This is a genomic window from Shimia aestuarii (assembly GCF_900114635.1).
Lineage (GTDB): Bacteria > Pseudomonadota > Alphaproteobacteria > Rhodobacterales > Rhodobacteraceae > Shimia > Shimia aestuarii.
Window position 1 is genome coordinate 135595 of record NZ_FOTQ01000004.1, and the last position, 24858, is coordinate 160452.

Annotated in this window: 24 protein-coding genes; 17 read left to right on the top strand and 7 right to left on the bottom strand. The window is 60.4% G+C overall.

Annotated elements, in window-relative coordinates:
- Window positions 1-43: 43 nt before the first annotated feature.
- Complete coding sequence (locus BMZ35_RS11665; protein ID WP_242654774.1) at window positions 44-1624, bottom strand: arylsulfatase; 1581 nt, start codon at window positions 1622-1624, stop codon at window positions 44-46.
- A 152-nt stretch (window positions 1625-1776) separates the two neighbouring features.
- Between BMZ35_RS11665 and BMZ35_RS11670 the strand changes: the two genes are divergently transcribed.
- Window positions 1777-2709 (top strand): LysR family transcriptional regulator, encoded by a 933-nt coding sequence (locus BMZ35_RS11670; RefSeq protein ID WP_165610066.1) that lies wholly within the window; start codon window positions 1777-1779, stop codon window positions 2707-2709.
- A gap of 15 nt (window positions 2710-2724) precedes the next feature.
- Here the strand turns inward: BMZ35_RS11670 and BMZ35_RS11675 are convergent, their stop codons facing one another.
- The 5 genes from BMZ35_RS11675 to miaA all read right to left on the bottom strand — a co-directional run bounded on the left by BMZ35_RS11675 (window position 2725) and on the right by miaA (window position 9726).
- Window positions 2725-4812 carry a dipeptide ABC transporter ATP-binding protein gene (locus tag BMZ35_RS11675; RefSeq protein WP_093094031.1) on the bottom strand — a complete coding sequence of 696 codons (2088 nt, stop codon included), beginning with the start codon at window positions 4810-4812 and terminating at the stop codon, window positions 2725-2727.
- 105 nt (window positions 4813-4917) lie between these two features.
- A complete protein-coding gene (locus BMZ35_RS11680; RefSeq protein ID WP_093094032.1) occupies window positions 4918-6369 on the bottom strand; it encodes an ABC transporter permease in 1452 nt (483 codons plus the stop codon).
- A 15-nt stretch (window positions 6370-6384) separates the two neighbouring features.
- Entirely contained in the window at window positions 6385-7470 is a 1086-nt protein-coding gene (locus tag BMZ35_RS11685) for an ABC transporter permease (RefSeq protein ID WP_093094033.1), read from the bottom strand.
- 410 nt (window positions 7471-7880) lie between these two features.
- Complete coding sequence (locus BMZ35_RS11690) at window positions 7881-8756, bottom strand: helix-turn-helix domain-containing protein (protein ID WP_093094034.1); 876 nt, start codon at window positions 8754-8756, stop codon at window positions 7881-7883.
- A gap of 88 nt (window positions 8757-8844) precedes the next feature.
- Complete coding sequence (gene miaA, locus BMZ35_RS11695; RefSeq protein WP_093094035.1) at window positions 8845-9726, bottom strand: tRNA (adenosine(37)-N6)-dimethylallyltransferase MiaA; 882 nt, start codon at window positions 9724-9726, stop codon at window positions 8845-8847.
- 119 nt (window positions 9727-9845) lie between these two features.
- Here miaA and pyrH point away from each other — a divergent pair, with 119 nt between their 5' ends.
- From pyrH to BMZ35_RS11760, 14 genes are all read left to right on the top strand, one after another.
- On the top strand, window positions 9846-10580 hold the full coding sequence (gene pyrH, locus BMZ35_RS11700; RefSeq protein WP_093094036.1) for a UMP kinase: 735 nt from the start codon (window positions 9846-9848) through the stop codon (window positions 10578-10580).
- Window positions 10581-10640: 60 nt separating this feature from the next.
- Entirely contained in the window at window positions 10641-11207 is a 567-nt protein-coding gene (frr, locus tag BMZ35_RS11705; RefSeq protein ID WP_093094037.1) for a ribosome recycling factor, read from the top strand.
- A 5-nt stretch (window positions 11208-11212) separates the two neighbouring features.
- Complete coding sequence (gene uppS, locus BMZ35_RS11710; RefSeq protein WP_093094038.1) at window positions 11213-11935, top strand: polyprenyl diphosphate synthase; 723 nt, start codon at window positions 11213-11215, stop codon at window positions 11933-11935.
- Complete coding sequence (locus tag BMZ35_RS11715) at window positions 11932-12705, top strand: phosphatidate cytidylyltransferase (RefSeq protein ID WP_093094039.1); 774 nt, start codon at window positions 11932-11934, stop codon at window positions 12703-12705. The genes uppS and BMZ35_RS11715 overlap by 4 nt, the downstream gene beginning before the upstream one ends.
- Entirely contained in the window at window positions 12702-13874 is a 1173-nt protein-coding gene (dxr, locus tag BMZ35_RS11720; protein WP_093094040.1) for a 1-deoxy-D-xylulose-5-phosphate reductoisomerase, read from the top strand. The genes BMZ35_RS11715 and dxr overlap by 4 nt, the downstream gene beginning before the upstream one ends.
- Window positions 13875-13883: 9 nt before the next feature.
- A complete protein-coding gene (gene rseP / locus BMZ35_RS11725; RefSeq protein ID WP_093094041.1) occupies window positions 13884-15230 on the top strand; it encodes an RIP metalloprotease RseP in 1347 nt (448 codons plus the stop codon).
- A 79-nt stretch (window positions 15231-15309) separates the two neighbouring features.
- On the top strand, window positions 15310-15447 hold the full coding sequence (locus BMZ35_RS20935; RefSeq protein ID WP_165610067.1) for a hypothetical protein: 138 nt from the start codon (window positions 15310-15312) through the stop codon (window positions 15445-15447).
- Between the two features lie 177 nt (window positions 15448-15624).
- Complete coding sequence (gene bamA / locus BMZ35_RS11730; protein ID WP_093094042.1) at window positions 15625-17976, top strand: outer membrane protein assembly factor BamA; 2352 nt, start codon at window positions 15625-15627, stop codon at window positions 17974-17976.
- A gap of 6 nt (window positions 17977-17982) precedes the next feature.
- A complete protein-coding gene (locus BMZ35_RS11735; RefSeq protein WP_093094186.1) occupies window positions 17983-18537 on the top strand; it encodes an OmpH/Skp family outer membrane protein in 555 nt (184 codons plus the stop codon).
- A 92-nt stretch (window positions 18538-18629) separates the two neighbouring features.
- Window positions 18630-19094 carry a 3-hydroxyacyl-ACP dehydratase FabZ gene (gene fabZ, locus BMZ35_RS11740; protein WP_093094043.1) on the top strand — a complete coding sequence of 155 codons (465 nt, stop codon included), beginning with the start codon at window positions 18630-18632 and terminating at the stop codon, window positions 19092-19094.
- Window positions 19095-19099: 5 nt separating this feature from the next.
- Window positions 19100-19897 carry an acyl-ACP--UDP-N-acetylglucosamine O-acyltransferase gene (gene lpxA, locus BMZ35_RS11745; RefSeq protein ID WP_093094044.1) on the top strand — a complete coding sequence of 266 codons (798 nt, stop codon included), beginning with the start codon at window positions 19100-19102 and terminating at the stop codon, window positions 19895-19897.
- A 3-nt stretch (window positions 19898-19900) separates the two neighbouring features.
- Entirely contained in the window at window positions 19901-20701 is an 801-nt protein-coding gene (locus BMZ35_RS11750; protein WP_093094045.1) for an LpxI family protein, read from the top strand.
- Window positions 20701-21864, top strand: coding sequence for a lipid-A-disaccharide synthase (gene lpxB / locus BMZ35_RS11755; RefSeq protein ID WP_093094046.1), 1164 nt, complete (start codon window positions 20701-20703; stop codon window positions 21862-21864). The genes BMZ35_RS11750 and lpxB overlap by 1 nt, the downstream gene beginning before the upstream one ends.
- Window positions 21861-22424 carry a hypothetical protein gene (locus BMZ35_RS11760; RefSeq protein WP_093094047.1) on the top strand — a complete coding sequence of 188 codons (564 nt, stop codon included), beginning with the start codon at window positions 21861-21863 and terminating at the stop codon, window positions 22422-22424. The genes lpxB and BMZ35_RS11760 overlap by 4 nt, the downstream gene beginning before the upstream one ends.
- A gap of 34 nt (window positions 22425-22458) precedes the next feature.
- On the opposite strand, the gene mnmA is transcribed toward BMZ35_RS11760, so the two are convergent.
- The gene (gene mnmA, locus BMZ35_RS11765) at window positions 22459-23604 is read right to left on the bottom strand and encodes a tRNA 2-thiouridine(34) synthase MnmA (protein ID WP_093094048.1); all 1146 of its coding nucleotides are present in this window, start codon (window positions 23602-23604) and stop codon (window positions 22459-22461) included.
- A gap of 121 nt (window positions 23605-23725) precedes the next feature.
- On the opposite strand from mnmA, the gene sciP reads away from it, so the two are divergent.
- Entirely contained in the window at window positions 23726-24004 is a 279-nt protein-coding gene (gene sciP, locus BMZ35_RS11770; RefSeq protein WP_093094049.1) for a CtrA inhibitor SciP, read from the top strand.
- 95 nt (window positions 24005-24099) lie between these two features.
- Window positions 24100-24819 (top strand): response regulator transcription factor CtrA, encoded by a 720-nt coding sequence (ctrA, locus tag BMZ35_RS11775; RefSeq protein ID WP_093094050.1) that lies wholly within the window; start codon window positions 24100-24102, stop codon window positions 24817-24819.
- The last annotated feature ends 39 nt before the right edge of the window (window positions 24820-24858 follow it).

Genomic DNA, 24858 nt, shown 5'->3' on the forward strand with positions numbered 1-24858 from the left:
GCCCCTTGCAGGGGCGGCGCGTTTTTTGGGAGTGGTGGGCGGCTTATTGCGAGAAGCCGCCTTCGGATGCAGTCTGTTCCTGAACATGCGCCTCGTTCTTGACGGCGGAACCGCGCGGGGGGAAATTCGCGAAGGTGCCCAGATGCGCCTGCACAAGCCGGGCCGCTGGGCCAAAGGCCCACATCTTGTTACCCATCCAGCGGGTATACATGCCCGATTCCTCGGCCGCTTTTTCATAGGGGTCGCGCCGGAGATTGAACAACAGCGGCGCGTTCAGCTCTTCCTTGGGGCCGGCCCAGCCTTTTTCCTGGATCACGAAATGCGCCTTCCAGTCGCGATAGCGCACCGCCTGCAGGTTTGTGCCTTCGTAATAGATGATCTCGTTCCGGTTGGAGCCGGTTTCACCCGTCAGGAAGGACATCTGGTTATAGCCGTCGAGATGCACCTTGTAACCTTCGTAGCCCTCTTTCAGACGCGCGGGCAGGTCCTCGGGGCCACCAGCGGCGGCGACAAGGGTGGGCATCCAGTCCAGACCGTCAAAGATACCATTGGCGACGACACCCGCGGGCACCTTGCCGGGCCACCGGATGATGGCCGGAACACGGAAGCCGCCTTCCCAGGTTGTGCCTTTTTCGCCGTGGAAGGGCGTGGTGCCGCCATCCGGCCAAGTCATGGTTTCGGGACCATTGTCCGAGGTGAAAACGACAAGGGTGTTGTCGGAGATGCCCAGTTCGTCCAGGTGTCCCAGTACCTTGCCGACATTGTCGTCAAGTTCCTTCATCACGACGTCCTGAAGCCCGCGACCGTTCCCCAGCATCGCCTCGTATTTCGGGCTGAGATGGGTCCAGACATGCGCGCGGGCCGGGGCCATCCAGACAAAGAACGGCGTCTCGCTGTCCACGGCGCGGTTTATGAAATCGAGTGTTTTGGCCGTCACTTCGTCTTCGAGCGTTTTCTGACGTTTGGGCGGGGCGGGGCCGTCATCCACGATACGTTGTTTGCCGACCTTGCCCCACCGGGGATCGACGGTTTCGTCCTCTTCCTCGGTTGCCCAGGCGTGGATGATGTTGCGAGGTCCAAACTGGGCCGCGAACTCCGGATCATCCGGCCAGTCCGGGTCGGTCGTGTATTCCATCGCATTGAGGTGATAGAGCCAGCCCCAATATTCGTCGAACCCCTTGTTGGTTGGCAGGAAGCGGTTCTGATCCCCCAAATGGTTCTTGCCGAACTGGCCCGTGGTATAGCCCAGTGATTTCAGCATGTTGGCAAGGGTTGGATCTTCGGGCGCAAGGCCGACCGGATCGCCGGGCAAACCCACGGTGTGCATACCGGTGCGCACCGGAAATTGCCCCGTGATGAAGGCAGACCGACCGGCCGTGCATGAAGGCTGGGCATAATAATCTGTCAGGCGCGTGCCCTGTGCCGCCAGGGTGTCGAGGTTGGGCGTTTCGATGCTTTTGACACCTTGATGATAGCTGCCAAGGCTGGCCCAACCAACATCGTCTGCCATGATGACGAGGATGTTCGGCTTGTCCTGTGCGTGCGCTGAGACGGTGAATGTCACCAGCAGCCCAAGGCCGGCGGCCAAGGGGCGCATCAGACTGGACAATGAGATATGTCGCATGTCGGAATCCTGTGGAATGAATTGATGAAGGGCCGCACATTCGGCGACTTGAATGGAAGCCTAGCTTTCGGGCCGCCACCTCTCAATTTGCCGATGCAATTGTTTCGCATTATGAAAGGAACGAGAGAAAAAGTGAAATGATAGGGCGGGCCATGATTGACGAAACTCCCTTGAAGGCAATCCTCAGCCTGGCGCAAACAGGTCGCCTTCAGGACAGTGCGCGTGCTTTGGGGGTGTCAAACGCCACTCTGTCGCGCATCGTTCAACGTGCCGAGGACGAGCTTGGCATGGTCCTGTTCACAAGAGGCCGAATGGGCTTTGCGCTAACGGCGAGTGGGCGCGCCTTCCTGCCGCTGGCCGAGCGGCTGTTGGATGATCTGGGACGGTTTCACAACAAGGCGGATGCGTTGGTTGATGGTGGCGGGGCAAGGCTTGTCATCGGCTGCGGACCGCTGACCACCCGCACCATCGTCGCGCCGATCCTGAGCGATATGATGTCGGACATGCCCGACCTTCAAAGCCAGATCACGGTTGGTGCGGCAGAGGAACCGATTGCCCAGCTGGAACGCGGAGAACTGGACATCTTTGTCGGCGATCTGACGCATACGCCATGGACCGACCAGATCGAGATACAGGTGCTGGACAAGCGACCGGTTGTTTTTGTCGCCGGTCGCAATCATCCCCTACATCGGGATGGTCCACATCATCTGGCTGACGTGTTGCGCGAATATCCTCTGGGCTCGCCATTTCTCCACAAGCACTGGCAGGCCGCGCTGAGCTCGATGCTGGACGACGACGCGGCGGAAGGGGGAAAGACGCGACGTCTGCCACAGGTGCAATGTGACGATTATGCGTTTCTTGCCGCGCTTTGCCAGACCAGCACCATGGTTGTTGGCGGCATGGCTGAAACCTTTGCCGAGCATGTCGCCCAGGGTGATCTGCGCCCAATCCGGTTGCACCGAACGATGACGTGGAACATCTGCATCGCCCGGCGCCTCGGTGCGCGCTCTCTTGCTGAGGACCGGTTCTGGGACGCGGTCATAGCGCGCGACTGCCGCACGCATGGCACGGCATTTGCGCTTTGAGCGGTTGGCCTTGCGTTACTCGGCCGCGATCTTGATCACTGGGGTCATGCGCGCAAGAATATCATCCGCGAGGTGGCATTTGACCTGATGGCCTTCGGCGAGCTGGCGGACGGGCGGTACCTCTTGCTCACACAGGCCCCCGGGCACCTCGGATTTCCAGCGGCAGCGCGTCTGGAAGGGGCAGCCCGGCGGCGGGTTCATGGCCGAAGGAATGTCGCCCTCAAGAACGATGTGCTCCTTCTCCACGGACGTATCGGCAATCGGCACCGCCGAGAGCAGCGCCTCGGTATAAGGGTGATAGGGGGGCGCAAAAACCTGGTCGGTGGATCCCATCTCGACCACGTGGCCAAGATACATGACCATGACCCGATCGCTGAGATAACGCACGATGGAAAGGTCATGGGAAATGAAGAGCAGCGTGGTTTTTTCCTCGCGCTGGATTTCCATCAAGAGGTCGGTCACGGCGGCCTGCACCGACACGTCCAGCGCCGAGACAGGCTCGTCTGCCACCACGATGCGGGCCCCGCCCGCAAAGGCGCGGGCGATGCCGACACGCTGTTTCTGTCCGCCCGAAAGCTGGCGCGGCATGCGATCGGCAAAGGCGCGAGGCAGTTTGACGAGGTCGAGCAGTTCCAGCATGCGCTTACGCCGGTCGGCTTCGGACTCTCCAACGCCGAAGATTTCCAGGGCGCGCATGATCTGGCGGCCCACGGTCATCGACGGGTTCAGCGTATCAAACGGGTTCTGGAACACCATCTGCACGTCGGCCACCGTCTTGGTGTCGCGTTTCTGGATTGGGGTTTGTTCGATGTTGTTCCCATCAAGGAGGATTTGCCCGTCGGTGGCTGTTTCCAACCCCATCAGCACCTTGGCAAAGGTGGATTTGCCGCACCCCGACTCGCCGACAATGGCCAGCGTTTCGGATTCGCGTGCCTCGAAGGACAGGGTTTCGTTGGCCTTGACCACCTTCTTGTCGCCGCCGCCAAAGAGGGCATTGGCCGCCACTTCGTAGTATTTCTTGAGATTGTCCATCTTGAGAACAACCTTGCCGACCTCGGCCTTTTCCTTTTGCTCACCCATGGTGATCGGGGCGTTCCAGTCGATCTCCTCGGATTTAAGACAACGGGTTGAATGGCGCTCGAAGCCTTTGACATTCACCATTGGAATGTCCTGGGCATCACAGCGTCCTTCCTCGAAATAGTCACAGCGCGGGCCAAAGTTACACCCCGGCGGGCGTTCGTGGGGCAAAGGGAAGTTGCCCGGAATCGCCACCAGCGGGCGCGCATTCTTGTCCGCTCCGGGAAGTGGGATAGATCGGAACAGCGCCTGCGTATAGGGGTGCTGCATGTTGTCGAACACATCTTCGATCGAGCCGCGCTCGACCGCTTCGCCGGAATACATCACACAGAGGCGATCACAGGTTTCAAGCACAAGGCCGAGATTGTGCGAGATGAAGAGCATCGACGTGCCGTATTTCTTGCCCAGATCCTTGACCAGTTCCACGACCGCCGCCTCGACGGTGACATCAAGCGCGGTGGTGGGTTCATCAAGGATCAGGAGCGCCGGTTTGGACATCAGCGCCATCGCGATCACGATCCGCTGCTGCTGGCCGCCCGAAAGCTGGTGCGGGAAGGAATTGAGCATCCGCTCCGGATCGGGCAGGCGCACATCCGTGACCACCTCGAGTGCACGGTCCCGCGCCTCTTTTTCGCCGATCCCCTCGTGGATCATCGGCACTTCCATGAGCTGCTTGCCGATCTTCATCGCGGGGTTCAGCGAGGCCATGGGCTCCTGATAGATCATGGCGATCTCGTTGCCGCGAATGTCGCGCAGCTCGTCAGCGCTCATTTCCGAAAGATCGCGGCCCTTGAACTTGATGGTGCCGCCGACGATCTTGCCGTTCTTGCCTAGGTCCTGCATGACGCCCAGCGCCACGGTGGATTTGCCGCAACCGGATTCCCCGACAAGGCCCACGGCCTCGCCCGGTTGCACCCGGACCGAGAAATCCATCACTGCGGGGATCTCGCGCAGGCGGGTAAAAAAGGAGATGGACAGCTTGTCGATCTCAAGGATCGGGCCATCATAATCTGCCAACTTGCTCATGTTCCGTTCTCCCTGTTGGAGCGGTGGGCATGCGCCCTGTATGTCTTCATTTTGCCTGAAATACTCCGGGGGACCGGGGGGCTGGCCCCCCGGCCACCGAAGGTATCAGTCTCTCAGGCTTTCTTCGCGCAAGCCGTCGGCCAGCAGGTTCAGGCCCAGCACAAGGCTCAGCAAGGACAGTGCCGGCACGATCGCGGGGTGCGGATAGATCGACAACAGCTTGCGTCCATCGTTGATCGTGGTCCCCCAGTCCGGGCTTTCGGGCGGCAGGCCAAGGCCAAAGAAGCCCAGTGTCCCGAGAAGGATCGTGGTGTAGCCGATACGCAGGCAGAAATCGACGATCAGAGGGCCGCGCGCATTGGGCAGGATCTCCCACAGCATGATGTACCATGGACCCTCGCCACGGGTCTGGGCGGCGGCGACGTAGTCGCGGGTCTGTATGTCCATCACCAGCCCGCGCACGATGCGGAACACCGTGGGCGAGTTCACGAAGACCACCGACACGAACACCACCAATATCCCTGAGTTGATGTTGAAGAGATCCATGAAGCCCGGCAGCACGTTGATCACCGTGCCCGGCGCGGAAATCGCTGAAAGATAGAGCCAGATCATCACCAGCAGGATCGCTGACAAAAGCGGCGTGCGCAGTTTGGGGCGGGTGTAGAACCGCGAGTTCAGCAATACGCCGACAAAGATGATCGGGAAGGCAAAAAGCACCATGGCCATGTAGTTCGGGATGCCGGTTGCCACGATTTCCGGTGTCACCAGAAGGTAGAACAGCAGGATTACCGGGAAGGCCAGCACGAGATTGGCAAGAAACGACAGGAAGGCGTCGAGCTTGCCGCCGAAATACCCCGCTGGAAGGCCCAGCGTAATCCCGACCATGAAGGCGAACAGTGTCGCGAAGGGCGCAATCACGATCACGATGACCGACCCGTGCACCATGCGGCTGAACACGTCGCGGGCAAGGTTGTCGCCACCCAGAAGGTAATAGGGATAGACCCCTTCTTCGAGATTGCGCAATGGCGTGCCCGGCACCTTGTTCTTCATGCCCGAGAGCTGGGTCAGGGGGTCATGCACCGCGATCATGTCGAAAAGCCCGACAAACAGCGCCGTGTAAAACCAGAACATCAGAAGGCCGAAACCGATCATGCCGATCATGCTGTCAAACAGCTTGCCATAAAGCCCAAGCCTGCGCTTGTAGGTGATTGACAGCAGGAACGTCACCACGAGGGCAATCCAGACCGGGGCGAACTGGGCGGCGAGCGCGCCGACAATGCCAACCGTTCCAAGCGGCGTGAACATGCCGGCCAGGATGTAAAGCAGCACCAGCGCAACCAGCGCCAGGAGGCTGTATTTCACGCCCAAGCCGATCATCGCGTTTGGGCCTGTTCCGCGCCCGATGGTGCCATCGGCATTGATCACTTCGCTCACGGGCGGAAGGAGGTATGAGCCGATGATCTGCAGCACCACGGCGGCGATGAAGATATAGGCGACGAGGGTGAAGACCGGATCGACGATTGCGCCGAAAGAGCCTGTCCAGGTAAGTGGTTCCATGTCTCAGACCCTCCCTTATGAAATCCGGATGCGTGGGTTGAGGTAGACGTAGCCGATATCCGAGATCAGCTGCGTGACCAGAACCACGAAGACCGAGACCACCGAGACCGCGAGAAGCATCTCGATATCGTTGTTGCCGGCTGCGTTCACCAGCTGCCAGCCGAAGCCGGTATAGGAGAACAGTGTTTCCACGATCACCACGCCGTTGAGCAGCCATGGGAACTGCAGCATGATGACGGTGAAGGGCGCGATCAGCGCGTTCCGGAGCGCGTGTTTCATCACGATATTGCGGAAGCTGACGCCCTTGAGCCGCGCGGTGCGGATATACTGTGCCGTCATGACCTCGGCCATGGAGGCGCGTGTCATGCGGGCGATATAGCCCATGCCGTAAAGCGCTACGGTCAGCACGGGCAGGGTGAAATTCTCGAAGGTCACCTTGTCCATCGCCGTTTTTGCGGTGCCCTTGAAAAGCGCCTTGCCCTCGATCAGCCCCATCTCGTGCAGCCACGGCCCAATCCCGTTCCGGGTTGAGGCCAGAAGCGCGATGAAGATCACGCCGGAGACATATTCAGGTGTTGCCGTTGACAGGATCGAGGCGGTCGACAGGGTGCGGTCGGTGCGCGAGCCTTCGTTCATGCCCGCCAACACGCCGATGATCAGGGCCGAGGGCACCATGACCACCATGACCCAGAACATCAGCTTGCCTGTATTGGCCAGACGAGAGCCCAGAACATTGGCAACAGGTTCCTTGGCCACGGTCGAAAAGCCCCAGTCGCCCTGCAGGATGCCGCAGTAACGCGGGGTATCCTCGGGCGCCACGCCCGGGCGGACACATTTGCCGACGACGGATCCGTCTTCCTTGGTCATCGCGTGGCCCGGCAGAACTCCGAGCCATTGCAGGTACTTGATCGGGGTGGGCTGAAGGTAGCCGCGATCCCCGAGATAGCTGGCGACGGCTTCTTCCGACATGCGGAAGTTGCCCTGGGTCTTGGCCAGTTTTTCAAGATTGGGGTACAGGTTGGTCAGGAAGAAAACGATGTAGGTCAGGCAGATTGCCGTGAGCAACATCATTCCGAACCGCCTAAGTATGAATAGTCCCATGTGGTTCCCTGTTCTTTAGACCGCGCCCGCGTCCCGAGAGCCGGGGTGAAAGCGCTGGTGGCAAGGACGGGATCGCCCGCAAGGGCGCCCCCTGTGTCAGTTATTGTTCAGCAGCAAGCGGGGCAGAATGCCCGTGCAAGGGGGCGTGTGAGATCGAAAAGAACGACGCCGCAGATGCGGTAACAGTGGTCTGGCTGGCGTATTGGCAACGATTATCCCCCGGCGTGCCATGTCGCGTGCTGAACAAGCGATTTTGTTATGTGATGCCGTCGGATGCGGCATCTGTTTTGGTTATGAGCTTCATTCGGCAACAGAATTGGCGTTACGTCAACGGTTGCTATCGTCATTTAAGGGGCAAAAAACGACATCGCCGGTGTCGAATTTGGCAAATGAGGGGCTCGCAGGCGTGATCAGATACGGGGGCGGTCGCCCTGGGCCTGTTTGCGAATCTGGCTGGGTGCGTGGCCGAAGTGCTGTTGCGAAAACCGCGTGAAATAGGCCGCGCTGCCGAACCCGAGCGACGCGGCAATCTCGTTTATCGGCTTTTCAGTGTGGATCAGAAGGGCGCGGGCTTCGTGCTGGACCATTTGGGAAAGCATATCGGCAGCGGTCAGTCCGGCGCATTGGCGGCAGACCCGGGTCAGGTGGGTTGGCGTGATGTCGAGCTGGTCGGCATAGGCGGCCATGGATTGCCCGGAGCGGAATTCGAGCGCCAAGAGATCGCAGAAGCGTCGCACCAGTCGTTCGGCGGCCTTGGCCGGGGGTAGGGGGCCAATGCTCTGGATCTGGCGGCGCAGCGCGATCGACATGAGATGCGCCTGTGCGTTGAGTGCCTCGGCGACAAAGGGGCGATCCTCGTGCAGTTCGCGGCGCATGTCATCGAGGATGCCGGTCATCTCGGCCTGCGAAAGTCCATCAGTCAGGCGCAGATGCTGAGTACGGTCGGGCAGGGTGACGCGGCCGTCATCGGGGATCAGGATCGCCTGGCCCTGAACCTGCAATCCAAGTTCGAAGGCCAGAAGCTTTCCCGCCGGAATGAAGAGCGCATTGTGGGGGCCAAAACCGCGGCGCAGTCCGTGCAAGAGGACGCGCCCCTGACCACGGGTGGTCCAGAGCAGAATATGGTGGTTGCGCACATGCAGCTGTTCCAGAAGCCAGGGTTCGCCTTTTACGAGCTGCGCGATGGTCAGCACCTTGATCTGAGAGAGCGGTCGATCCGGAGAGGGATGCCGAGGCACGCTTTCGGACTTGGCCGATTGCAGGGGTTGCGGGCCCGGACGCGTCATGAATGACGGGATATGTAAATTTCGTGTGGTCATCTGGGCACTATGGATGCCCCGGATGTCGTTTTTTGGCAAGCGAGTCGATTCTTGGTCAGGCGGATTCCGGCCTGTACCTGATCCAGTTTCGCATTTTTGAACGGAACCACGTGCGTTGCCGTTTGGCGAACTGGCGCGTTGCCACCGTGGCCTGCATGCGGGCCTCGTCCAGCGTGAGGGCGCCTTGCAAATGCGCGACGAGTTCAGGTGCGCCGATGGCTTTGGCCGAGAGGTGGGCCGGATTCCACGTGGCAAGGTTGGCGCGGGCCTCGTCGAGCGCGCCGTGTTCCAGCATCAGGTCAAATCGGCGGGAAATGCGGGCGTTGAGCCACTCTTTGTCCACGTCGAACAGAATGGCGGTCGTTTCTGACAAGGGCAGCAGGGGGGGCGGGGTGTTGTCCTGCCAGTCGGCCAATGGACGACCCGTGGCCTGCAGGACCTCCCATGCCCGTTGCACGCGCATCGGGTTGAGACGGTCGATTCGGGTGGCGGTTTCGGCATCGAGTTCGGCCAGAAGCGTTTCGAACCCTTCTCGTGCGACGCGGGCATTGGCCGTTTCGCGAATATCTGGAGGGGTGGCTGGAATATCGGCTAACCCCTGTGTGAGCGCGGTGAAATAGAGGCCGGTGCCGCCGACGATTATGGGGCGTTCGGAGCCCTTCAGAAGCGGGGCAACCTCGCGCAGCCAGTGGCCCACCGAGTATTCGGCGTCAAAGGGGACATGCCCGTAAAGCAGGTGTGGCGCGCGCTGCTCATCCTCTTGCGAGGGCCGCGCGGTCAGCACGCGCCAGTTGGCAAACACCTGGATGGCGTCGGCATTGACAATCACACCGCCGCCCCGTTCGGCAATCTCGAGCGCAAGCGCGCTTTTGCCGCTGGCAGTCGGGCCAGCGATCAGGACGGGCTGATCTTTGGGAATGTCTGGCAGGACTGTCATGGCAATTGGGCGCCCGAAAACGTGAAATCATGGAATTGAGGGAACTCTCGCATTGAACCTGACCGCGTTTTCCGACATTTTGCGCGCGATCCTAAATCGACGCGCAGAGGAAGTGCAACATGAGCGACGACACCGCCCCGAACGAGACCACCTACAACCGTGTGATGCTCAAGATTTCGGGGGAGGCGCTCATGGGAGACCAGGGCTTTGGCCTGCATCCCCCTACGGTGCAGCGGATCGCCCGCGAGGTGAAATCGGTTCATGATATGGGCGTCGAAATCTGCATGGTGATTGGCGGCGGCAACATTTTCCGGGGGCTGCAGGGCTCGGCGCAGGGGATGGAGCGCACCACGGCCGACTACATGGGCATGCTGGCGACGGTCATGAACGCGCTTGGGATGCAGTCGGCTCTTGAGGCCGAAGGTGTCTTTACCCGCGTGATTTCCGCCATCCGCATGGATGAGGTGTGCGAGCCCTATATCCGTCGCCGCGCGGTGCGCCACCTTGAAAAGAAGCGGGTCTGCATATTTGCCGCGGGAACCGGCAACCCCTATTTCACTACCGACACAGCGGCGACGCTGCGTGCCAACGAGATGGCCTGTGAAGCGATCTTCATGGGCAAGAACGGGGTGGACGGGGTCTATGACAAGGATCCCAAGGAACACGACGACGCCACTCGCTATGATCAGGTGAGCTATGATGACGTGCTGACCAAGCGTCTGAAGGTGATGGATGCCAGCGCAATTGCGCTGGCGCGGGAAAACAACCTGCCGATCATCGTCTTCGGTCTGGACGAGCCGGGCGGGTTCAAGGGCATTCTCGCGGGCCGGGGCACCTATACAAAGGTCCAGTGAAGCCTTTAGAGTACAGAATGAAACAGGGGTGCATGGCCCCGGCAAAAAAAGAGCAAGCCAATGTCCGAAGAAGACTTTGAGATTGATACCGACGACCTGACCCGCCGCATGGATGGCGCCATGGGGGCGTTGAAGACCGAATTTGCATCGCTGCGCACCGGGCGGGCTTCGGCAACGATGCTGGAACCGGTGATGGTGGATGCCTACGGTCAGAAGACCCCGATCAACCAGGTGGGAACGGTCAACGTGCCCGAGCCGCGCATGGTGACGGTCAATGTCTGGGACAAGTCGCTGGTTAGCGCCGTGGAAAAGGCGATCATGAATTCCGGCCTCGGCATCAACCCGCAGACAAACGGCACGATCGTGATGCTGCCGATTCCCGAGTTGAACGAGGAACGCCGCGCAGAGCTGGCACGGGTGGCCGCGCAATATGCCGAACATGCCCGCGTCGCGATCCGCAACGTGCGTCGTGACGGCATGGACCAGATCAAGAAGGCCAAGTCCGCTGGCATGTCGGAAGATGACCAGAAGATCTGGGAAGGCGAAGTACAGGACCTGACCGACCGTTTCATCAAGCAGGTCGACGCGGCGCTTGAGCACAAGCAAGCCGAAATCATGCAGGTGTAACGCAAATGCCCGAGGACATCACTGCGCAAGGTCCGCGCCATGTGGCCATCATCATGGATGGCAACGGCCGCTGGGCCCAGGCCCGGGGGCGTCCTCGGTTGTTCGGCCACCATGCAGGGGCCAAACGGGTCAAGGAAATCGTGCGCGCCTGTAAACCGCTGGGCGTCAAGTACCTGACTATATTTGGTTTTTCGACGGAAAACTGGAAGCGGACGCAATCCGAGGTGGCCGGGCTGATGAGCCTGTTCCGCGCCTATATCCGCAAGGAAGCGCGGGCGTTGAAGGCCGAAGGTGTGCGGGTGCGATTTATTGGCGACCGTCCGGGATTGGATGCCAAGCTGCGCGCGCTCATGGATGAGCTGGAAGAGCTGACGGCGGAGAATGACGAGGTCAACCTGACCATCGCGCTCAATTACGGGGGGCGGGACGAGGTGGCCCGCGCGACCCAGCGCCTTGCCGAAGATGTTCAGGCCGGGCGGCTCAAACCGGAAGAGGTGAACGAAGAAACCCTTCCGAAATACCTTGATACCTGCGTGTTGCCCGATCCCGACCTGGTGATCCGTACAAGCGGAGAGGCACGGATTTCCAACTTTCTTCTATGGCAGTCAGCCTATGCGGAGTACGAGTTCATCGACACGCTTTGGCCAGATTTCTCGGAAGACGAGTTTCGGCGGCTGGTTGTTTCCTATTCCATGCGTGACCGCAGATTCGGTGCAGTAAGCGCGTGAGCGGGGCGGGCGGCACATGGGGCGATCTGCCGGCGCGGTTGGGCTCGGCAGCGGTCATGCTGATCATCGGGGCGTCGGCGATCTGGGCCGGCGGCGTGTGGTTTCACGAACTGGTGGCGCTGATCTGTGGCGGCATGATCTGGGAATTCTCGCGACTGATGGGGCCGGAAAAGCGCCGTTTCGCGATTCCGATGGGCGTTCTGGCAGCGGCGGCCATGGCGGCGACCATGTTCCTGCCGGGGCAGGCGGTCCTGCCTGTGCTTTTGGCGGTGGCCATCGCAGGGGCAACGCAGCTTGAGAAAGATCGTTTGATATACGGCGCTTATGCGTCGGCGTTGATCCTTGCCTGCTATGGGCTGATCGTTGTTCGCGATGTGCGCGGCGCCTATTGGATCGTTTGGCTGGTGTCGGTGGTCGTGGCCACAGACGTTGCTGGATATTTTGCCGGGCGTCTGCTTGGCGGGCCGAAATTCTGGCCGAAGGTCAGCCCCAAGAAAACCTGGTCCGGGACGATTGCGGGCTGGATTGCGGCAGGGGCCGTGGGTGTTGTGTTCGGTGGGCCGGCATTGATCGTGCTGAGCGTATTGACCTCCTTTGCTTCGCAGATGGGCGATGCGGCTGAAAGCGCGCTCAAGCGGCGGGCAGGGATCAAGGACAGCTCCAACCTCATTCCGGGGCATGGAGGATTGCTGGACCGGTTTGACGCTATGATGGGCGCGGCATTGTTCGTTTTGTTGATGGGGGCGGCGCTGGGGCTGCCGGCACTATGAGAAAAGTCAGTATTTTCGGGGCGACGGGGTCGATCGGGCAGAACACGATCGACCTGATCGCACGTGAACCCGGTGCCTATGATGTGGTGGCGCTTACCGGGGGACAGAACATCGCGCGCCTTGCGGCGGATGCGCGGCGGCTTAATGCACAGATCGCGGTTACGGCAGATGAATCACGCCTTGGCGAATTGCGCGAGGCACTGGCCGGGTCTGGTGTGGAGGCGGCGGCAGGCACGCGGGCGATTGTCGAAGCGGCCACGCGTCCCGCGGATTGGGTGATGAGCGCGATTGTCGGCGCGGCGGGGCTGGCGCCGGGAATGAAGGCACTTGAGCAAGGGGCGACGCTGGCGCTTGCCAACAAGGAATCACTGGTCACGGCGGGCGAACTGATCATGCGCACGGCGCGTCAGCATGGCGGGCGTATCCTGCCGGTGGACAGTGAACATTCTGCCGTATTCCAGGGCCTCGTTGGCGAGGACATGAGCGCGGTGGAGCGGATCATCATCACCGCCAGTGGTGGTGCGTTTCGTGATTGGAGCCTGCAGGAGATGGCCAGGGCGACCCCGGAACAGGCCGCGAAACATCCGAATTGGGATATGGGGCTGCGGATCACCATCGACAGTGCCAGCATGTTCAACAAGGCGTTGGAAGTTATTGAAACCAAGGAGTTCTTTGGTTGTCCGCACAGCATGATCGAGGTGCTTGTGCACCCCGAATCGATGGTGCATGCGTTGGTCGGTTTCAAAGACGGGGCGTTGATGGCGCATGTCGGTCCACCCGATATGCGTCATGCCATCGGGTATGCGCTGCATTGGCCGGACCGGCGCAAACTGCCGGTCGAGCGGCTTGACCTCGCCAAGATCGGAACATTCACATTCCGCCAGCCCGATCCGGTGCGTTACCCGGCACTTCGGCTTGCGCATGAGGTGTTGGAGGCAGGAGGACTGGCGGGGGCGGTGTTCAACGCCGCCAAGGAAACCGCGTTGGACGGGTTCCTGGCCCGGCGGATCGGTTTTCTTCAGATGGCCGAGGTGGTTGAGGAGGTGCTTGAACGCCTCGTGGCATCACAATGCCTTAAGAATGCCGAAATGACCCTTGATACCGTGCAGGAAACTGACCATCTGGCTCGCAAGACGGCCCAAGAGGTCATGGCTGAGCAGGACAGGTAGGAACGCGTTTTGGACATTTTTTCCCTTCTTCCGGGTTTCGGGAACTCGATTCTGGTGGTGCTGGCCTTTGTTGTTGCCTTGTCGGTGATCGTGGCGATCCACGAATATGGGCACTACATTGTCGGGCGTTGGTCGGGGATCGAGGCGGAAGTGTTCTCGCTCGGGTTTGGGCCGGTGATTTGGTCGCGCCACGACAAGCGGGGCACGAAATGGCAGCTCGCGGCGTTTCCGCTCGGGGGCTATGTGCGCTTCAAGGGAGATGCGAACGCGGCCAGCGGCAAGGACGGCGAAGCCATGGAAGGGCTGTCGGACGAAGAGCGGCGCAGCACCATGCATGGCGCACCGCTTTGGGCACGCACGGCCACTGTGGCTGCGGGTCCCTTTTTCAACTTTATCCTGTCGATCCTGATCTTTGCCGGCGTGTTGATGTCCAATGGTAAGGTGGGCGACGCGCTGATCGTTGGCGAACTGCGTGACCTTCCGGGGGTGAACTATACCCTGAAGGAAGGTGACGAGGTTCTGGCGATTGACGGTCGGGCGCTGCCGTCGATGGAAGACGGCGATGCATATGATGCCTTCTGGGAAGACATGACCAAGGCCAATCCACTGCCTTATGAGGTGGTGCGGGCCGGGGAAACCATCGAGGTGACAGGGCCTTACCTCTATCCGCCGATCGTGCTTCATCTCGCGCCGAAATCGGCGGCCTATTCTGCCGGATTGCAGGTCGGGGATGTGTTTACGGCGATTGACGGGACCCCCATCGTGGCGTTTGCGCAGCTCAAGGACGCGGTGGAGAACGGCAATGGAAAGACGCTGCAGCTCACGGTCAACCGGGGGGGAGCCGAGCAGATGTTCGACCTGACACCGCGCCGGGTGGACGAGCCGCAGGAAGATGGCGGGTTCAAGACCTATTGGCGGATCGGTATCGGCGGTGGGCTGGCGTTCGAACCGGCCACGGAAGCGCTGGGGCCGGGGGCTGCGGTCTGGAGCGGGGTCAAGCAGACCGGGCGCATCATCGAGGGGTCGATCTCGGGACTGTATCACATGGTCACAGGCGCGATCAGCAGTTGCAACCTGTCGGGGCCGGTGGGCATTGCGCAGACCTCGGGCGCGATGGCGAGTCAGGGTTTGCAGAGCTTTGTTTGGTTCATCGCGGTGTTGTCGACGGCAATCGGCATGCTCAACCTGTTCCCCATCCCGATCCTGGATGGCGGGCACCTGGTATTCTATGCCTATGAGGCCGTGACCGGCAAACCGCCAAGCGACGGGGCATTGCGTATCCTGATGACGATTGGCCTGACAATTGTGCTTGGATTGATGGCCTTCGGCCTGACCAACGACCTGTTTTGCCCATAAGCGCCACGGGTGTGCCCCATTTCTGCCAGAATCCCTGCCTAGCTTTGGCGGTGACGAACACAGAACCAAGGCCAATGTCATGCACACGATTGAAGACGGATACCGCGCACTCGGATTGCTGATTGATATCAACTGGGATCGCCTGTTGTTCCCGGCGGCGATATTGGGCGGACTGATGCTTGGTGCGTATCTAGGCATGTTCCTCAGCCAGTTCTGAGCCCCCTTAGGAACCGGTTTGACGGCAATGGCCCGCCACCAGATGATGTGGCGGGTCATTGTCATTCTACCAAGCCCTGTGGATAACTCGACAAACGCCTGCGCGTATTGGTCTTTTGACAAGAGGCCTCAGACTCGGTAGTCACGTTCCAACTGGGATGTCTTGCGGAGTTTGGGAATGGCCAAACATGAAAGAGCTTTGGCGGTGGCCAAAGACGGCGGCAATACACGACTTCGACAGATCGTATTTGCGTTTTTCTTTTTGATTTCAGCGGTTTTGCTTGCGCTTCCGAATTTGGCTTCGGCGCAGCAGTACCAGTTCGGCAGTATCGGCGTCGAAGGTAATCAACGGATCGAATCCGCTGCGGTGATCAGCTATGCCGGGCTCAAGACGGGTCAGACCGTCTCTGCCGGGCAATTGAACGCGGCCTATCAGCGGGTTTTGGCCAGTGGGTTGTTCGAGACCGTGGAGCTTGTTCCCAGCGGAAACCGGCTGGTCATCAAGGTGCAGGAATACCCGACGATCAACCTGATCAACTTCGAAGGCAATGCGCGGCTCAAGGATGATGCGCTGGCCAGCTTGATCGAATCGCAATCGCGGCGGGTGCTGAACCCGACGGTTGCGGAGCGTGACGCGGCGCGGATCACCGAGGCCTATGCGCAGTCCGGGCGCCTTGCCGCGCGGGTCACGCCGCGCATCATCCGCCGCAGCGACAACCGCGCCGATCTCATTTTCGAGATTTTCGAAGGCGGCATTGTTGAAATCGAGCGGATCGGATTTGTCGGCAACCAGGAATACTCGGACCGTCGCCTGCGCCGCGTGCTGGGCACCAAACAGGCGGGTCTTCTGCGTGCCCTGTTCAAGCAGGACACCTATGTCGACGACCGGATCGAGTTCGACAAACAGGTTTTGCGCGACTTTTACCTGTCGCGTGGCTTTGTCGATTTTCGCGTAACCAGCGTGAATGCGGAACTGTCGCGGGAACGGGACAGCTATTTCATCACCTTCAATATTCAGGAAGGGCAGCAGTTCGAATTCGGCAAAATCACCGCGACCAGCGAAGTGGCCGGCGCGGATCCTGATGAATATCTTGCCGCGATCAAGCTCAAGCCCGGCGTAATGTATTCGCCGTTGCAGGTAGAAAACGCCATCGCGCGCATGGAGACAAAGGCGCTCAAGCAGGGGCTGGATTTTGTCCGGGTCGATCCGCGCATCACGCGCGACGATGCGAATCTGGCGCTGGACGTGGAGTTCGCCATTGTCAAAGGCCCGCGCATCTTCGTTGAACGTATCGACATCGAAGGCAACACGACCACGATCGACCGGGTGATCCGTCACCAGTTCCGCATCGTCGAAGGTGATCCGTTCAACCCGCGCGAAATCCGCGAAAGCGCCGAGCGCATTCGCGCGCTGGAGTTCTTTGAAACCGCCGAGGTGAATGCCCGTGAGGGGAGCTCGCCCGATCAGGTGGTGATCGACGTGGACGTTGTCGAAAAGCCCACGGGTTCGCTCTCATTTGGCGCGACCTACGGAACCAATGACGGGTTCGGCCTCGTCGTGCGCTTCAACGAGCGCAACTTCCTTGGTCGTGGTCAAACTGTTGGGTTCTCGTTCTCGACGGCGTCGACCATCACCGATTATGGATTCAACTTCCTTGAACCGGCGTTCCTGGGTCGTGATCTCGCGGCCGGTTTTGCGCTGCGCTATCAGGAGTATGAGCCCAACGAGGCCCGCTTCAGCAACACGATTGGTGAGTTTCAGCCGACACTGGCGTTCCCGGTCAGTGAATATGGTGAGATGGCGTTGCGGTATACGCTGCAGAACTCGGAAATGGATATCAACAATGGTGAAGCGCTCGCCGGTTCGATCATCGACACGGAAGCGGCGCGCGGCGATATCTGGAAAAGCTCGGTCGGCTATACCTACAGCTTTGATACACGCAACCGCGGGCTTGATCCGAACCGGGGCGTTTTGCTTGAGTTTGGTCAGGATTTCGGTGGCCTTGGTGGGGATTACACCTTCATCAAGACCACTGCGCGTGCGATTGCAGAAACCCGGGTTTACCACGAGGAAATCACCCTGCGGGCGGTGCTTGAGGGCGGGGCGCTCTATTCGCCCGACAAAGACAGCCGCGCGGATGACCGTTTCATCACCACGGCGCGCAATATTCGCGGTTTTGAGCCCTTCGGGATCGGCCCGCGTGAATATCAGGGCGGCGGAGTGCAGGATGACGCGCTTGGCGGTAACTACTATGCCGTGGCCCGGTTTGAGGCAGAGTTCCCGCTGGGCTTGCCCGATGAACTCGGGATCAGGGGTGGTCTGTTCTATGATATCGGATCGCTCTGGGGGCTGGATGTTTCGTCGCCCAACGTGATCTATGAAGATTTCTCGTTGCGCCACGTGGTCGGCTTCTCTCTGTTCTGGGAAACGGCGATTGGGCCGCTGCGTTTCAACTTCTCCAAGGCGATCCAGAAAGAGAAGTTCGACAAGGAGCAGAACTTTGACTTCACCGTTAGCGCCCAGTTCTAAGTCGTGATGGACCGGCTGTTTGCGCTTATTGCCTCGGTTTTGCTGGCCTTTGGGCCGGCAGGGCCAGGGCAGGCACAAGAGACGGGCGCGCCGATTTCGGCCATTCTGACGATCGACAGCGAGCGTCTTTTCACGGACTCGCAATTCGGCCAGCGCGTGGCACGCGAAATTGCCGCCGAGCAGTCGGTTCTACGGGCCGAGAACCGCCAGATGGAGGCCAAGCTGGCCGAGGAAGAAAAGGTTCTTACCGAGAAACGCAAAGAAATGACGGCGGCGGATTTTCGGGCCGTGGCGGATGCATTTGACCGCCGGGTCGAGGAGATCCGTGATTTCCAGGACAACAAGGCGCGCGAGATTGCCTTGCGCCAGGAGCGAGAGGAAGCGCAGTTCGTTCAGGCCGCGCGCCCGGTGCTGGCCGAGTTGATGCGCGAAGCGCGGGCATCGGTTATCCTGGAACAGCGCACGATTCTGCTTTCGGACAACGCAATCGACGTCACGCAGGAAGCGATTGGCCGGCTGGATGCGGCCATCGGCGACGGATCGGGTCTTCAGCGGGAATAGGCCGCGGGACCATGCGCGCGCTTGCCCAACCGGGGCAGGGTTGCTAGGGACTTGTTCCAACACATGCACACAAATGACGGGAGCTTCTCGGGATGTCCGAAGAATTGAAAAGCGCAGATATCGGCCTGATCCAGCGGATTATTCCGCATCGCTATCCGTTTCTTCTCGTGGACAAGGTCGTCGATATCGACGGCTATACCTCGGCACGGGGCATCAAGAACGTCACGATGAACGAGCCGCATTTCCAAGGGCACTTTCCGGGCAAACCGATCATGCCGGGCGTGACCATTGTCGAGGCGATGGCACAGACCAGCGCGGTGATGGTGGGCGTAGCGATGGACATGGCCGACAAAGAGTTGCTGGTCTATTTCATGGGCATCGACAAATGCAAATTCCGCCGGATGGTGGTGCCGGGCGATGTTTTGGAAATGAACGTGAAAACCGTGCGCGGGCGGCCGGGCGGCAAGGTGTGGAAGTTCGAAGGGGTGGCCACTGTCGAAGGAGAAATGGCCTGTGAAGTCGAGTTCACGGCCATGATGGACCTGCCCAAGGAGTAACCCGGATGGCCATTGCGCAAAGTGCAACAGTGCACGCTTCGGCGGTTGTTGAAGAAGGTGCCGTCATCGGAGAAGGCTGCGTTATCGGCCCACTTTGCGTGGTGGGAGCGCACGTGGTGCTCAAAGAGCGGGTTGAGCTCAAATCACATGTGGTCGTGACCGGGCAGACCGAGATCGGGGCAGACACCGTGGTGTTTTCCTTTGCCGTGATCGGCGAGGTGCCGCAGGACCTCAAATTCAAGGGCGAGGCGTCACGACTTGTTATCGGGGAACGCAACCGCATCCGGGAGCACGTGACGATGAACACCGGCACCGAGGGCGGTGGCGGTATCACGTGCGTTGGTGATGACGGTCTGTTCATGGCGGGCTGTCACATCGCGCATGACGCCCAGATCGGCAATCGGGTGATCGTGGTCAATTCCGCTGCCGTTGCCGGACATTGCGTAATCGAGGATGACGTGATCATCGGCGGGTTGTGCGGCATACACCAATGGGTGCGGATCGGGCATGGCGCGATTATTGGCGCGCTCTCGATGGTGACAAATGACGTGATTCCTTATGGCCTTGTTCAAGGGCCGCGCGGCGCGCTGGACGGGCTGAACCTTGTCGGGTTGAAGCGCCGGGGCGTGGCACGTGCGGACATTACCGCGCTGCGGGCAGCGTTCCAGATGCTGGCGCAGGGCGAAGGGGCGTTCATGGAACGCGCAACGCGTCTCGGGGAGGAAACCGAGAGCGCCTATGTGCAGGAAATCGTGGATTTCATTCTGGGCGACACGGACCGGTCGTTCCTGACGCCGGGCTGAGCCATGGGACGTCTGGCAATTCTGTCCGGGGGTGGCGCACTGCCGCGTTTGCTGGCCGAGGCGCATCCGGATGCGCTGCGCGTGGTGTTCAAGGGCGTGGCCCATGATATGCCCGACCCGGTTGAAGTGCATTCCTTTGAGAAAATGGGCGGCCTTTTTGACGCCTTGCGATCCGCTGGTGTGGACGAGTTGGTTCTGGCCGGGGCAATGGGGCGTCCGGCTCTGAACCCGGCCGAATTCGACGCCGGGATGATGGCGATTGCACCGCGCCTCTTGCCCGCCTTGCATGGCGGCGATGATGCCATTCTGCGCCTGATTATCGCCGTTTTCGAAGAACAGGGGTTCCGCGTGGTGGGCGCGCATGAGGTGCTGCCAGCGCTGACCGTGCCCGAGGGGCTGTTTGCCGGGCCGGAGCCGAGTGCGGACGCGTTGAAAGATGCAGAGAAGGCGAGCGACATTCTTTTGGCATTGTCGCCTTTGGATGTGGGGCAGGGCGCCGTGGTCGCGGCCGGGCTGTGTCTTGGGGTTGAGACGTTGCAGGGCACGGATGCCATGTTGCGCTTTGTGGCAGAGACGCCCGCGCATCTGCGCCGCGGCAAGGGCGTGTTCGTCAAGGCACCCAAGCGGGGGCAGGATCTGCGCGTGGACATGCCTGCGATTGGTCCGCAGACAGTGCAGAACGCCGCAGAGGCGGGGCTTGAGGGGATCGTGGTGTCAGCCGGCAAGGTCTTGTTGCTTGAGGCAGAGGCCACGCGTGCAGCCCTTGAAGACACCGGGCTGTTCCTTTTGGGACGGGTGCTCTGATGAAGGTGTTCCTGGTCGCGGGCGAAATGTCGGGAGACAAGCTTGGCGGCGCGCTGATGGCGGGGCTGAAAACGCTTGTGCCGGAGGTGTCATTTCATGGGATTGGCGGTCCTGCGATGCAGGCCGAGGGGCTTACAAGCCAATTTCCGATGGAAGAACTGAGCGTGATGGGCATTGCCGAGGTGCTGCCCAAGTACCGCCATCTCAAGCGGCGGATTGCCGAGACCGCCGAGGCGGTTCTGCAGGCTCGACCGGATGTATTGATCACCATCGACAGCCCGGATTTCTCGTTGCGCGTGGCGCGGATCGTCAAGGACCGGAGCGATATTCGCACCGTGCATTACGTGGCCCCGACGGTTTGGGCGTGGCGTGCGGGGCGTGCCGAGAAGATGTCGAAAATGATCGATCAGGTGCTCGCGCTGTTGCCGTTCGAGCCGCCCTATATGGAAGCGGTGGGAATGCGCTGTGACTTTGTCGGGCATCCGGTGACTACCGAACCCGTGGCAAGTGACGCGGAGGTGTTGCAGTTCCGCGAAGCGCATGGGTTGGGCACATCGCCCGTGCTGCTTTTGCTGCCGGGATCGCGCCGGGGCGAGGTTTCGCGACTGGGACCGATCTTTGGGCAGGTGCTGCGCGATGTTTTGAATGCGCGCCCTGATCTGCGGGTGGTTCTGCCTGCGGCGGCGCCTGTGGCCGAAATGGTCAAGGAGATGTGCCGCGATTGGCCGGGTCAGGTGATCGTGCTGGACCCGCGGGATCGATTAGAGCACGAAGCGCAGGCCGAGAAAAGAGCGGCGTTCCGGGCCGCAGACGTGGCCCTTGCAGCCTCTGGCACGGTTTCTCTGGAGCTGGCCGCGGCTGGCACGCCGATGGTAATTGCCTATGACATGAACTGGCTCAGCCGCCAGATCATCGGCATGATGCTCAAGGTGGATACGGTGACGCTGGTCAATCTGGTGAGCGAGACTCGCGCGGTGCCGGAATTGATCGGGGCCGCCTGTCGGGCCGATCGGATTGCGCCAGTGGTGCTGGATGTACTGGGCGATCCAAGCGCACAGGCCGAGGCAATGCAGATCACCATGGACCGGTTGGGTCGCGGTGGCGAAGCGCCGGGGATTCGGGCGGCCAAGGCGGTGCTGGATGGTTTGGGGCGGCTTCCATGAGCCTTGCGGTTTTTGCGTTTTCGGTGACGCTGGCGCTGATCCTGACCAATCTCGACAATCTGGCCGTGATGGTGGCGCTCATGTTGCGGTTGCCCAAGAAACGTGTGCTGATCGCATTTGTCACTGCACAGGTCATCGTGCTGGCCGTCGCCAAGGCCATCGCGGAAGGGATCGAGATCGGCTTGTCGGCACAGGCCGGTTGGCTTGGCATAGTACCAATACTGATCGGGGTGCGCGCCCTTTTGCAGGAAAATGGCGGTGAGGGACCGAAGGCGCGCGATGACGCGACTCTTGTGGCGTTGGTGCTCCTGTTCCTGAGTATTTCCAGCGACAGCCTGATTGTGCTGGCGCCGTTGCTGGCAGATGCCGCGCCGGGGCACCGTGTAGCGGGGATATTCGGGGCGATTCTGGCGTGGGGCGGTTTGATGGCAGCGGGTCTGAAAACCGCACAAGCTGGCGGCACGACCGGGTGGGCCCGGCGGTTGGAACGATTGGCGCCTTGGGTGATGATCGCCGTCGGAACCTATGTCCTGCTCGATACCGCGACCGATATGACCTGAGGCGCGCCGCGGGGGAGCGGCGCGCTATGGCGTGTTACTGACCGCGCCAGATCCAGCCGCCGCCAAAGATGCGGCTGCCTTCGGTTTCATAGAACACACAAGCCTGACCCGGTGACACCCCTTCTTCGGGGGTCAACAGTTCGATCTCGGCCGTGTCCGGTCCGGTCGGGCGGATGACCGCTTCACGCGGGGGGCGGGTCGAGCGGACCTTGACCGCGAGGTGCCATTCCGTCTGACTGTCGAACGGGGCATCGCCAAGCCAGTTGATTTCCCGCACTGGAATGATCCGGGTGGCGAGCATCTCTTTTGGACCAACCACGACCTGTTTGGCGTCGACGTCCAGTTTCACGACGTAAAGCGGCTCGGTCAGTCCACCGATACCGAGGCCGCGGCGTTGGCCGATCGTGTAGTGAATCACGCCCTTGTGCGTGCCCAGGACGCGACCATCGGCGTGCACGATTTCGCCCGGTTCAGCCGAGCCTGGGCGCAGTTTCTCGATAACGCTGGCATAATCGCCATTAGGTACAAAGCAGATGTCCTGACTGTCAGGCTTGTCAGCCACGGCGAGTCCGTATTCTGCCGCCAGAGCGCGTGTAGCGTCCTTGGAAGGGAGGTGGCCCAGCGGAAAACGCAGATAGTCGAGCTGTTCCGGTGTGGTGGAGAACAGGAAATAGGACTGGTCGCGCGAGGCATCCGCCGCGCTGTGCAGCTCGGGGCCGTTTTCACCCACCATACGCTGGATGTAATGGCCGGTGGCCATGCAATCGGCATCCAGATCCTTGGCTGTTTCAAGAAGGTCCTTGAATTTGACGCGTTCGTTGCAGCGGATGCAGGGAACGGGTGTGGCCCCGGCGAGATAGCTGTCGGCGAATTCGTCGATCACCGCGTCCTGAAAGATATTCTCGTAGTCGAGCACGTAGTGAGGGAAGCCCTTTTCTTCGGCTACGCGACGCGCGTCGTGAATGTCGATCCCGGCACAGCATGCGCCTTTCTTGGCAAGCGCCGCGCCGTGGTCATAAAGCTGGAGCGTGACACCAACCACGTCATAGCCTTCGTCGGCAAGCTTGGCCGCGACGACGGAGGAGTCCACGCCGCCCGACATGGCCACCACCACGCGGGTTTCAGAAGGTGGCTTGGCAAAGCCAAGCGAGTTGAGGGTCGTGTCGCCGTCAAGGGCCATGGGAATCTCCGAAACTGAAGTCGTCGAGAATATAGGAAAATCTTAATTACTCTCAAGCCCCGGTTTCAGGTCTCGTTAAGCGGTTTGGCGCAGCATGAGCGCCAGAACGAGGATGAGAGTGATGTTTCTGAAGAAAGTGGAAGGGCCGAGATGTGTTACCCTGGCCGACGGGCGGGTGATGACCCGCGCGGATCTGCCCCCCGGTGATACCAAAAGATGGGTGGCGTCGCGAAAGGCTGCGGTGGTGCGCGGAGTCGCCTATGGGTTGATCAGTCAGGATGAGGCGCTGAGCTTGTACGGGTTGAGTGAAGAAGAATTTGGTGAATGGGTTACGGCGGTGTCGCGGCACGGGGTTGAAGCCTTGAAAGCCACAAGTTTACAAAAATATAGACAACCATAAGGAGAATGCCCTAGTTTCTGGGTGTCGGTAACTCGGGATTAACCTTTTTTGTTCACGGTTAGGTCCAACGACGCCCCTGATGCGAGGAGTTTTCTATGCGTGTTCTGTTGGTTGAGGATGATCCGACAACGTCCAAAAGTATCGAGATGATGCTGACCCATGCCAATCTCAACGTCTATGCGACGGACCTTGGGGAAGAGGGCATTGATCTGGCAAAACTGTATGACTATGACCTGATCCTTTTGGACCTTGGACTGCCGGACATGAATGGGCACGAGGTTTTGCGCCAGTTGCGCATTGCACGGGTGGATACGCCGATCCTGATCCTGTCAGGGGCGGATGACACGGAAAGCAAGCTCAAGGGATTTGGGTTTGGGGCGGATGATTACCTGACCAAACCATTCCATCGAGACGAACTGGTGGCACGAATTCACGCCATCATCCGCCGCTCCAAGGGGCATTCTCAGTCGATCATCAAGACCGGGCGTGTGTCGGTCAATCTGGATGCCAAGACTGTCGAGGTGGATGGCAAACCGGTGCACCTGACCGGTAAGGAATACCAGATGCTCGAGCTTTTGAGCCTGCGCAAGGGAACAACCCTCACCAAGGAGATGTTTCTGAACCATCTTTACGGCGGCATGGATGAGCCGGAACTCAAGATCATCGACGTTTTCATCTGTAAGCTTCGCAAGAAGCTGAGCGAGGCTTCGGATGGAGCAAATTACATCGAAACAGTCTGGGGGCGAGGGTATGTTCTGCGCGACCCTGAACCGGGCAGCATCGGTGATGAAGAACAGATGGCGCTGCGCGCCTGACCGTTCCCTGACACTGCGCGCTCGACGCGACCTCTGGAC